The sequence below is a fragment of the Sphingobacterium sp. NPDC055431 genome, from assembly GCF_053644255.1.
In genome coordinates this window covers 38336-49577 of the sequence record NZ_JBSHLH010000026.1, presented here as the reverse complement: position 1 = coordinate 49577, position 11242 = coordinate 38336, and the positions used below count along the sequence as shown (strand labels likewise).

The window sequence follows — 11242 nt, the reverse complement described above, 5'->3', positions numbered from 1 at the left end:
TAACATAACTTATTTATAAAATAAACGAAACATAATATTTTAATATTTTCAAATTACTTTCATTATTCCATGATATTCAAAACATATTTAGCTATTTTTTATAATTATTTACAATTATTAGGGCAAAATATAACTATCATGGCAATTCCAAATAGAATCTGAAATAATCATTATAAGAATAATTATTTCAATTCATATACTATTTAGTTGCAGTATGATTTATTTGATTTCATTTAGCCTTAATAATTGAAAAAACAGCCTTTAGAGACTATAAACACATGTTTTCAATTGAAAACACAGAAGAATAATCAGAAAAATAGGATTGAACTGACGGTCAAGTTAAATGACAAAACCGTGATAATTGCAGAGCAATATCAAGGAGAGAAATGGAAAACAGGAAAGGGGATTGTAACTATTTTGACTCCGGTGCGTCTATTTCGGTAATGATATAGACATCTTCTTGGTCTTTCTTCATTTTGTATTTTTCGCGGGCGATACGTTGAATCTCACTTTGGTTATATTGCACATCTTTGATGGATTGAGATATGCTTTCAATTTCATTCGTGTAATACTCTTTCTCCTGCTCCAATTTGGTTTTCTCAGTTTGAAAATTGTACTGGGTAGTAATATCGTAACGATCGAAAAAACACATCCAGACTAAGAATGCAACTCCTGCGATAAGATATTGATTACGGATAGTATTAATGAAACGTTCCATAGGCTAGACCAAAGCAATTAAAATTCGGTTAAAGATAACTATTTTAAGATGAACTATACAAGTATAGAAACAGCATATTGGAATAATTAAATTAACCATTGTGGAAAAATAAATATTTTAACAACCTAAGGACCCTTAGAAGCCATAAACTGATCTGTTAAAACAGAAGCCATAAAAAAAGGGAACCCAAAGGTCCCCTTTTCCCTGACTAGAAAGTCAATTATTTTTTCGGAGCGTATTTAAAATCTTTTCCGATGAATTTTGCGTTCTCGCCCAATTCTTCTTCGATACGCAACAATTGATTGTATTTAGCGATCCGGTCTGAACGAGAGATTGATCCAGTTTTGATCTGACCACAGTTTAGAGCTACCGCAAGGTCAGCAATGGTAGTATCTTCGGTTTCACCTGAACGGTGAGACATTACTGAAGTATATCCATTGGTTTGAGCCAAATGAACAGCGTTGATAGTCTCTGTCAAAGAACCGATCTGGTTAACTTTAACCAAGATGGAGTTACCAATTCCTTTATCGATACCCTCTTGAAGACGTTTTGTATTTGTAACAAACAAATCGTCACCAACTAATTGTACATGGTCACCGATTTTCTCTGTCAATAATTTCCAGCCTTTCCAATCATCTTCTGCCATACCGTCCTCAATAGAGATAATAGGGTATTTTGCAGTCAATTCAGCTAGGTAATCTACCTGCTCTTCGATACTGCGAACCGCTCCACCTTTACCTTCGAACTTAGCGTAATCATATTTACCTTTTACGAAGAACTCAGTAGAAGCACAGTCAAGCGCAAGACAGATTTCTTTTCCTGGTTTGTAGCCAGCTTTTTTAATTGCTTCCAAAATAGTTTCGATAGCATCTTCAGTACCTTCAAAAGTTGGAGCAAACCCACCTTCATCACCTACAGCAGTAGATAAGTTACGGTCGTGAAGAATTTTCTTAAGGCTATGGAAAACCTCAGCACCCCAACGTAGAGCTTCCGAGAAAGACTCAGCGCCTACTGGCATGATCATGAACTCTTGGAAAGCGATAGGCGCATCAGAGTGAGCACCACCGTTTACAATGTTCATCATTGGAAGAGGAAGAGTATTGGCATTTACTCCACCGATATAACGATATAGAGGCTGACGGCTTTCTTGAGCTGCAGCTTTAGCAACCGCTAAAGAAACACCTAAGATAGCGTTAGCACCTAATTTACCTTTGTTTTCAGAACCATCTAAATCGATCATCAATTTATCGATTGCATTTTGTTCAAATACGTCAACACCTTCTAAAGCTTTTGCAATCTTTGTATTTACGTTTTCAACAGCTTTCAAAACACCTTTTCCTAAGTATTTCTTTTTATCACCGTCGCGTAATTCTACCGCTTCGTGTGCACCTGTAGAAGCTCCTGAAGGAACTGCTGCACGGCCAACAAAACCGTTTTGCGTTGTTACATCAACTTCTATCGTAGGATTTCCGCGCGAATCTAAAATCTGGCGCGCATGTACGTCAATTATCAAGCTCATTTTATGTGTGGTTTATTTAAATATCTTACTTCGTTAGCTACCTTACTTAGTGTATCTAAGACACTAATATAACAATAATTCTTACTTTATCAAAAATATGAAAAATCTAAGTGATTCGGCCTAATGCTTGGAAAAATTAAATCATTGCTAAATTGAATATTATGAAAATCGTAAAACTCAACCAAAAATCCAGGACGCAGCATCTTTTGAAATAGACAAAACTAACCAGTCCAGCCTCCTATCCTTATCCATCGAATTTAAAAGCACAAAAAAGGTCGCAACTTAAAGATGCGACCTGATTTATATTTTATCTGAAATTATCCTTTTACCATAGCGATAAAATCATCGAACAGATATCTTGAATCGTGAGGACCTGGAGAAGATTCAGGGTGATATTGTACCGAGAATGCATTCTTACCTTTTACACGGATACCTTCGATCGAATTATCATTTAGGTTCACGTGCGTGATCTCTACTTTATCAGAGTTTTCAATATCTTCCGCTACAACACCAAAACCATGGTTTTGAGAAGTAATCTCACATTTATTAGCGATAATATTCTTTACAGGGTGGTTGATACCTCTATGTCCATTGTGCATTTTTTGCGTCCTGATATCATTTGCAAGTGCCAAGATTTGGTGACCAAGACAAATCCCGAACATTGGTTTATCAGCAGCTAAGATATCTTTAACGGTTTGGATCGCGTAATCCATTGCAGCAGGGTCACCAGGACCATTTGAAATGAAGTATCCATCAGGGTTCCACTCTTGCATTTCTGCAAATGTAGTCTTTGCAGGGAAAACCTTTGCATACACCTGACGAGAATCAAAGTTCCTTAAGATGTTCTTTTTGATCCCTAAATCCAATACAGCGATACGAGTAGGAGCACCTTCTTCACCATAGTAATATGGTTCCTTAGTAGAAACACGGGAAGAAAGTTCTAAACCGTCCATAGAAGGCACCTTAGCCAATTCTGCTTTCAAGGAGTCTACATCTAGGTTCTCAGAAGAGATGATCGCATTCATCGCACCTTTACTACGGATATGACGAACCAAAGAACGCGTATCGATATCAGAGATACCCACCAAATTCTCTTCCTCGAAATAATTCTGGATAGATTGGTCAGCCATTTTACGGCTGTAGTTGATGTTATAGTTCTTACAAACTAAACCTGCAATCTGAATCTCTTTAGACTCTTCATCCTCATCATCGATACCATAGTTTCCGATATGCGCATTGGTCGTAACCATAATCTGTGCATAATAGGAAGGATCAGTAAAGATCTCTTGGTAGCCAGTCGTACCAGTGTTGAAACAAATCTCACCTGTAGTAGTACCGATCTTTCCTGCGGCCTTACCATGAAAAACTGTTCCATCCTCTAGGACTAAAATTGCTGGCAATTTGCTGTAGTTGGTCATTCTTATTTCTAGTTAAAACGTATCACTAATTTACTGATAGATTTCCTTAACTCCTAAACATAAAAAAAGCCCAAACGGGCTAACAGATCAATTAATATATTGACGAGAAGTAGAAACTACTTTTTGAAATGCTATTGGGTAGAAGGTCTCTTTCATTTTTATCGGGAGACAAAGGTACAAATTATTTTAATTCGCAAACAATAGTTTTTTAATTTATTCTCTACCTTATTTCCATTAAAAAAGCCCTGTGGTTATACACCGCAGGGCTTCCTATATCTTTGAATAGATTACTTCGTCAATTTGAAAATATCGTTTCCAAAAACGAATATCATCAGTGCGATAATGATGAAGAACCCAACGATCTGGGCTTTCTCCAAGAACTTATCACTCAATGGCTTCCCTTGAATCATCTCAATCAACAAGAAGATCACGTGTCCACCATCCAATGCTGGGATTGGCAAGATATTCATAAAGGCCAAGGCCATGGAAAGCATACCTACCAGACTCCAGAACCTTAACCAATCCACCTCAGTACCGAACATGGTTGCAATCCCTACCGGGCCTGAAAGCGCTTTGTCAGCACGCACCTCACCTTTGAAAATCTTTCCGAAGCCTTTGATGTTATCCGTAATCACCGAGAAAGCTTTGCTTGCACCCAGCGGCAAGGACTCCATAAAGCCATATTTATGCTGAACTACCGGAAGGTTTAGGAAACCTAGGGTAGCAGAACTATCTGCAGCTGCTGTTAAAGCCATTGGACTTCCTTTACGAACAATATCCAAATTTACTTCCTTATTCTTATTCGCTGCCAATTCAGATTTGAATTGATCCAATTGCTGCACTTGAACCCCATTGATCGAAACAATGCTATCCCCTACTTGCAATCCCATCTTCTCCGCCCTGCTATTCTTCTCGACCATCGTTACGGGAAGCATCTTGAACATAGGCTGAACCAACTCGTTCTTCTTATGTTCAGAGACATCATTCAGGATATCGCTGGGCAATTTTATCTCCATTTGCTGACCTGCACGATCAACCGTCAACACCGCATCACCCATCAACACGTCCGAAGTCAACAGATCTTGATAGAATAGATTCGCTTTTTTACCATTTACGGCAAGGATCTTATCCCCTTCTTTCAAGCCAACCTTTTCACCGATAATGCCCGGTTTTACACCGTAAAGCTGCGTGTTGTTAAAGTCGGTAGTTCCATATTTAAAGGTCAACATCCAGAAAACCACGATACCCACGATAATATTGACAATGATACCGCCCAGCATGACGATCAAACGTTGCCAAGCCGGTTTAGAACGGAATTCCCATGGCTGTGGCTCGCCTTTCATCTGTTCGGTATCCATCGATTCATCGATCATACCTGCAATCTTCACATAACCACCCAATGGCAACCAGCCCACACCATACTCACAGCCTTTATAATTGAATTTGAACAATTTCACACCCCAGGCATCAAAGAAAAGATAAAACTTCTCCACCTTGATTCCGAATGCCCGAGCAGCTAGAAAGTGCCCAAGCTCATGCAAGATGATTAATAATGACAAGCCTAAAAGTACTTGCCCAATCATGATTACAATTCCCATTGATTATATTTTTATTATTTTATTTACTATTTAATTATTTAAATACGTTCTATTAAACTTCGTGCCACAGTCCGGCTTTCCAAATCGAACTGTAAATAATCCTCTAAACTTAACGTTTTTTGTGATTTCACCTGACACAATGTCTCTTCAATGATTTCACTCATCTGTAAAAAACCAACCTGGTCATTCAAAAAAGCATCTACGACAACTTCATTGGCACCATTCAGCACACAGGCTGCATTACCACCAGCTTCAAGGGCCTGAAATGCCAACTTCAGGTTTCTGAAAACCTCCATATCGGGCTGTTCAAAAGTCAAATTTGGGTAGTCCAAGAAGCTAAAGCGCTTAAAGTTATTTTCAAATCGCTGCGGATAGGTCAAGGCATATTGAATAGGGAGCTTCATGTCCGGCAAGCCCAACTGAGCTTTCAGGGAACCATCTTCAAATTGCACCAGCGAATGGATAATGGATTGCGGATGGATAATGACATCGATCTGGTCATACTCTAAACCAAACAGCCATTTGGCCTCAATCACTTCCAATCCTTTATTCATCAGAGAAGCCGAGTCAATGGTTATTTTAGCTCCCATTGTCCAGTTCGGATGCTTCAAAGCTTGCGCTTTCGTCACCGACTTTAAATCTTCGATTGATTTCCCACGGAAGGGACCTCCCGAGGCTGTAAGGATAATCTTCTCTATAGGGTTAGCTTCCTCACCGGCCAGGCATTGAAATATAGCCGAATGTTCTGAGTCAACCGGCAACAGTTTAACCTGATGTTTTTCAACCAAGCCTGTAATCAGTTCCCCAGCAACCACCAAAGTCTCTTTATTGGCCAGAGCGATATCCTTACCCGATTCAATAGCCGCAACGGTAGGCCTTAGCCCAACCGCACCAACTACCGCTGTCAGGACGATATCTATATCATCCCGCTGCACGGTCTCCACCAGTGCATCTTCACCGAACAGGACTTCGATGCCCTTGCCCTGCAAAGTATCGCTTACCTTCTCAAAAGCCGTCTTTTCACAAACGACCACTGCAGCTGGCCTGAACTTAAGAACCTGTTGAATCAATAAATCGGCGTTTCTTCCGGCAGATAGTACAGTAATCGAAAAATGATCAGGATATTGTTCTACTACTTCTAAGGTCTGTGTCCCAATACTGCCCGTAGAACCTAATATGGCTAATTTCCTTTTACTCAAAACTTAAATGATTTTATATAATGTTATCCATAAGGGAAGGATCAGAACTGCCCTTATAGGCTTTAATCATGTCAATATACACAATTGACATAACAACGCTGACCACAGGAATAATCACAAAGGAATTGATAAGACTCAAGATCTTTGAAACCAGGGAATACCCCATGTATTCAGTACCTAATTGTAGTAGATGAGTGAATGCAATAATAAAGATAATGGCCAATAGCCTCAAAACATTCCCCTTCGTCATCGCCAGACTGAACCGATATGACTTAAAGGTATTGAAGCCATTCTCCACGATGAAGAATGGAAAGAAAGTGGTCCTGATCAATACGAACAACATGATTACACCTGTCAAGAATGGGTGAATCTCGGTCTGAACCGTATTCATGTTCACACCTAAATACAATAGAGGGAATAATGCCACATACATAACGATGTAAACCACAAATGCGATCAAACTGTACAGCAATAATCCCAAGATGTAATAGCAAAATTGAGACATGGTCGGCAGGTAGTCCATCAAGCCATGGCTTTTCTCATCTTTAGCCAAGAAAATAGCCTTCTTTAAAAGCACCAATTGCAGACCAAAATAGATAGCCACAAACAGCAGCAACAAAAGCACTTTCACGATCAGATTCGAAGAATCCAAATACATCGCTAGAAAAGATGAAAGGTTAGAGGTTACAAAAATTAAAAAACATAGCCCAGCGATAGAAATATAATTCCTCATGAGGATATCTATTGCTCTTAAAACAACGTCGTTAGCTTTAAATGTAATGTCTTTTAGAAAATCTAGCATGGCATAAATAATATTGCAAATATGATAATTTTTTCGGTGGAATCAATTTTTTTGAAGCGCTATATGTTATAAAAAAAGGCTAAGATTTTATATTCTTAGCCTTTTATCGACAATTCTTACCTTAAATTTTCTGGAACAGGTTTGTCCAATAGGTATTGGTAATAAAACCTTGTTCTTTCCTTGAAATCATAAGCGCTTTTCGAACGATTGAATCCATGTCTGCTTCCAGGATAGATCATCAGTTCAAATGGAACCGCCCTATCGGTCAATGCATCCACCAACTGAATGGTATTTTGCATATGCACGTTATCATCCATATCGCCATGCATGATACGCAACCTACCTTTGTATTGATTTACATAAGGCAAAATAGAACCATTTTTATATCCTTCAGGGTTAGATTGAGGGGTATCCATCCAACGCTCGGTATAATGGGTATCATATAATTCCCAACTCGTCACCGGTGCACCCGCAATTCCGTAGTCAAAGTAATCGGCACCTTTGGTCAACGCCAGACAGGTCATGTAACCACCATAACTATGTCCGGTGATCAACAATTTATCTTTAGCTACAAAAGGCTTAGCTTTCAACCATTTGGCAACGGTGATATAATCTACCAGCTCCCAGTTTCCTAGGTTTCTGTGCATCCATGCCACACCCTGCTTTCCAAAATGGCCAGAAGCCCTATGGTCCGCTTCAATTTGAATGATCCCTTCTTGAGACCAATATTCACCATTCACACCTTTCCAGGTATTTCTCACGGTACCCGCATCAGGGCCTCCATAGATACTCATGATCACAGGATACTGTTTCGTTTCGTCAAAATCCGTAGGATAAGTGATGATCAATGGAAGATTAAACTTCCCATCTTCCGAGGGGATAGTCATGTACTCGCGTTTTGCCACTTTATAGTTTGCATAATCATCAGCTTTGCTATCCGCCAATTCTTTCAAAACCTTTCCTTTGTTATCCAAAAGGGCAACCTTATTTGGCGTGTGGATATTGGAATAATTCGTGATGAAATATTTTCCATCTGGCGACACCAATACATTGTGCGTATAGTCACCAAAGGTCAAACGCTGCATATTTTTGCCATCAAAGCCGATTCTATATAGATCCTTGGTCGCTGAATTCTCTTTTCTCGCAGAAAAATAAAGGACTTTACCTTTCTCATCGATACGCTCAATGGAAGTCACCTGCCAATCCCCCTGTGTAATAGGGTTCAGCAATTTACCATCCAAGGTATATAGGTAGTAATGTGCCCATCCCGTTTTATCCGATTTCAGGATATAGTGTTTGTTATCTGCCAAATAAGTGATTCGCTCATCATGGTCCAAATTGATCCACGTTGGCTGTTCCTCATTATAGATTTCCGTTTTTTGTCCGTTATCAGGGTTCACCGCATAGAACTTCAAGGTATTTTGCTCCCTGTTCATCCATTGCACCATGATCGATTGACTGTCAAAGCTCCAGTAAGGCTGTCCAAAGTATTGATCATCTTTCTCGTTGAAATCTGCCCAAACGATTGGAGAACCCTCTACTTTCACAAACCCTACTTTTACCTCAGGGTTAGGGTCGCCTGCTTTTGGATATCGAGTTTCTTCGAGATAGCCGTGCTGACCTTTCGAAACATAGATCGGGAACATAGGAACCTTGCTGTCATCAAAGCGCATAAAAGCAATTTCCTTACTATCAGGAGACCACCAGAAAGCCCTATAATTGGTTGGGCGACCTAAGATTTCCTCATAATAGACCCAAGAAGACCAACCGTTGTAGATTACGTCCGTCCCATCTGTGGTATAGCGAACCTCTTTACCAGATGCTATTTCCAAACCATACAAATCGCTTTTCCTTGTAAAAGCTACATATTTACCGTCAGGCGACAGGGTTGGATTTTGCTCTTCCATATCCGGGGAATTCGTCAATTTTTTGGCCTCTCCTTCCGGATATTGGATAAAAACATCCTTGTCCTTTACAAAAACCTGCGTCGAGCTGTTCACAGGATAGCTGTAACTTTCTTTTTTTCCAGTCTTTACATTGACTTTGAAGAGCTGATTGTTTGCCCTTTCTATATAATGATTGGCATCGGCCCAACCTTCAAAACGACTGATCGTCTTGGTTAATGAAGGTGCTTGGTTCCAAGCCTGTTCATAGGATAATTTTTTCGTTTGTGCCTCTGCCCCTGCTGTCGACAAGATAAACAGCGTAAGACAAGCCGCTGAAAACAACTTGTTCATATGATTTCGTAATTAGTAATTTGTTTCAATAAATCTTCGAAAATAGGAAATTCTAACCGATCTAGTTAAATAATACCTGTAACATATTTAACGAAATCGATAGCATAAAATACAATGGGGTCAAACGGATATTATTGGGGGATTGTCATGTAGAGCATCATGCTGTCCATCAATAATGGAATTGCAAAGCCGATGCAGCTGCCAATAAAAAAGAGCCACTAAATTTTAGTGGCCCATTAATTATGTATTCAAAACTAAATTAAAAAGAGTAATTGTCTTTTTGTACTAGTTCGCCATTGTTCTCAAAACCATTTTCGTCTTGATTTGGCTCATATCTTTTTTCAACAACTTCTTGGTTAGCTTTAATGTATTCAACTACATCCTGAAGGCCTTCTGCAAACTTTTCAAAGTCTTCTTTATAAAGGAAGATCTTGTGTTTAATAAACTGTCCGTCTTCGAAACGCTTTTTACTTTCTGTAATTGTCACATAATAGTCGTTCGAGCGAGTGGCTTTCACATCAAAAAAATAAGTACGTTTGCCCGCTCTCACCTTTTTTGAAAATACCTCTTCACGCTCTTTATTGTCAAAATCTCCCATTAGATTAATATAAAATTTAAGTTTAACCCTCTATTTTCAGTCATAAATATATAATATTTAATTTCAATCATCCAAATTTTATTTAAAAATTATTATTATAATAATTAAAAATTTGCACCAGATTTGAAGAGATCGCAAATTGAATTCGGATTTTTACCGATTAAATACAGTTATTCACCGAAAAAAATGCCCAAGAGACCTATTTGCTCTGTGGCTATGCTTATATTCGCTATACTTTTGAGTAAACTAATTCAAAAGGAAACAATATCATGAATAATCAAACAACGAAAACAGATTACGAAAAGCCACCTAAAAACAACAAATCTTCTAACTTAGTCGGATTTATCATTGTTTTTTTAGGAGTAGCCATCCTATTCAAAAACCTGAACATGGGCAATATCATCCCGAATTGGATGTTCGGATGGGAAACCATCTTGATCGTCATCGGTCTGGTAATCGGGGTCAATTCAAAATTTGAAAAGAAATCCTCTATCGTCCTGATCATTATCGGTTCAGTATTCTTACTAAAGAACGAATTGGATATCCACTTAGGTAGGTTCTTGATCCCTGCTGCTGCTATTGCACTGGGCTTCTACTTGATCAATCGTAACAAAAGCACCCCGCAATTGCCTCCAACGACTCCTCCACGCAACGATGAGTACGACTGGGACAAACGCGTTAACCAAGACTATCAAGGGAATACAGAAGGACCAACTAACCCTGGTACCCAAAACCCTAACGACTCCTATGCTCAGGCCACCGGTACTGAGCATAGGCCATACGGAAGAAAATTCCTGCCCGATTTCGAAAACTACCTGAAAGTAGATAACTTCTTCAGTGACACCAAAAAGGTCATCCTGAGCAAAAATTTCTTGGGTGGCAATATCACATCGGTATTTGGAAGCACTCAGTTGAACTTTCTACAGGCAGATCTGAAACAACCTGTTGTGATAGATACCTTCCAATTGTTTGGAAGCACCAAAATCATCGTCCCTACCAATTGGAAAGTCTATTCTAACGTATCTTCTATTTTTGGAGAGGTAGACGACAGAAGACCCATGATCGAAGTCGTTACGGATGAGAACAAAAAGATCTATATCACTGGTACATCCCTATTCGGAGGATTAACCATTAAGAACAGTTAGTTTAAGGC

Annotated in this window: 9 protein-coding genes; 1 reads left to right on the top strand and 8 read right to left on the bottom strand. The window is 39.1% G+C overall.

The window, feature by feature from the left end; all coding sequences use genetic code 11:
- Positions 1-412: 412 nt before the first annotated feature.
- The 8 genes from ACWIB3_RS17295 to ACWIB3_RS17260 form a co-directional block, all read right to left on the bottom strand.
- Positions 413-718 (bottom strand): FtsB family cell division protein, encoded by a 306-nt coding sequence (locus ACWIB3_RS17295; protein ID WP_185218184.1) that lies wholly within the window; start codon positions 716-718, stop codon positions 413-415.
- A gap of 220 nt (positions 719-938) precedes the next feature.
- The gene (eno, locus tag ACWIB3_RS17290; RefSeq protein ID WP_185210431.1) at positions 939-2237 is read right to left on the bottom strand and encodes a phosphopyruvate hydratase; all 1299 of its coding nucleotides are present in this window, start codon (positions 2235-2237) and stop codon (positions 939-941) included.
- Between the two features lie 317 nt (positions 2238-2554).
- The gene (carA, locus tag ACWIB3_RS17285) at positions 2555-3655 is read right to left on the bottom strand and encodes a glutamine-hydrolyzing carbamoyl-phosphate synthase small subunit (RefSeq protein WP_254529861.1); all 1101 of its coding nucleotides are present in this window, start codon (positions 3653-3655) and stop codon (positions 2555-2557) included.
- 287 nt (positions 3656-3942) lie between these two features.
- Complete coding sequence (gene rseP / locus ACWIB3_RS17280; protein ID WP_185210433.1) at positions 3943-5253, bottom strand: RIP metalloprotease RseP; 1311 nt, start codon at positions 5251-5253, stop codon at positions 3943-3945.
- 38 nt (positions 5254-5291) lie between these two features.
- Complete coding sequence (locus tag ACWIB3_RS17275; protein WP_454292229.1) at positions 5292-6452, bottom strand: 1-deoxy-D-xylulose-5-phosphate reductoisomerase; 1161 nt, start codon at positions 6450-6452, stop codon at positions 5292-5294.
- Between the two features lie 13 nt (positions 6453-6465).
- Positions 6466-7254: a hypothetical protein gene (locus ACWIB3_RS17270; RefSeq protein WP_185218188.1), complete on the bottom strand. Its 789-nt coding sequence runs from the start codon at positions 7252-7254 to the stop codon at positions 6466-6468.
- 116 nt (positions 7255-7370) lie between these two features.
- Entirely contained in the window at positions 7371-9491 is a 2121-nt protein-coding gene (locus tag ACWIB3_RS17265; protein ID WP_454292228.1) for a DPP IV N-terminal domain-containing protein, read from the bottom strand.
- Positions 9492-9750: 259 nt separating this feature from the next.
- On the bottom strand, positions 9751-10089 hold the full coding sequence (locus ACWIB3_RS17260; protein ID WP_093098970.1) for a DUF3276 family protein: 339 nt from the start codon (positions 10087-10089) through the stop codon (positions 9751-9753).
- A 269-nt stretch (positions 10090-10358) separates the two neighbouring features.
- Here ACWIB3_RS17260 and ACWIB3_RS17255 point away from each other — a divergent pair, with 269 nt between their 5' ends.
- Positions 10359-11234, top strand: a complete 876-nt coding sequence (locus ACWIB3_RS17255; RefSeq protein WP_185210437.1) for a LiaF transmembrane domain-containing protein — start codon at positions 10359-10361, stop codon at positions 11232-11234.
- The last annotated feature ends 8 nt before the right edge of the window (positions 11235-11242 follow it).

Bases quoted from the DNA above. Each gene is read 5' to 3' on its own strand.
- carA (WP_254529861.1), bottom strand. From the start codon at position 3,655: ATGACCAACTACAGCAAATTGCCAGCAATTTTAGTCCTAGAGGATGGA.
- ACWIB3_RS17270 (WP_185218188.1), bottom strand. From the start codon at position 7,254: ATGCTAGATTTTCTAAAAGACATTACATTTAAAGCTAACGACGTTGTT.
- eno (WP_185210431.1), bottom strand. From the start codon at position 2,237: ATGAGCTTGATAATTGACGTACATGCGCGCCAGATTTTAGATTCGCGC.
- ACWIB3_RS17265 (WP_454292228.1), bottom strand. From the start codon at position 9,491: ATGAACAAGTTGTTTTCAGCGGCTTGTCTTACGCTGTTTATCTTGTCG.
- ACWIB3_RS17260 (WP_093098970.1), bottom strand. From the start codon at position 10,089: ATGGGAGATTTTGACAATAAAGAGCGTGAAGAGGTATTTTCAAAAAAG.
- ACWIB3_RS17255 (WP_185210437.1), top strand. From the start codon at position 10,359: ATGAATAATCAAACAACGAAAACAGATTACGAAAAGCCACCTAAAAAC.
- rseP (WP_185210433.1), bottom strand. From the start codon at position 5,253: ATGGGAATTGTAATCATGATTGGGCAAGTACTTTTAGGCTTGTCATTA.
- ACWIB3_RS17295 (WP_185218184.1), bottom strand. From the start codon at position 718: ATGGAACGTTTCATTAATACTATCCGTAATCAATATCTTATCGCAGGA.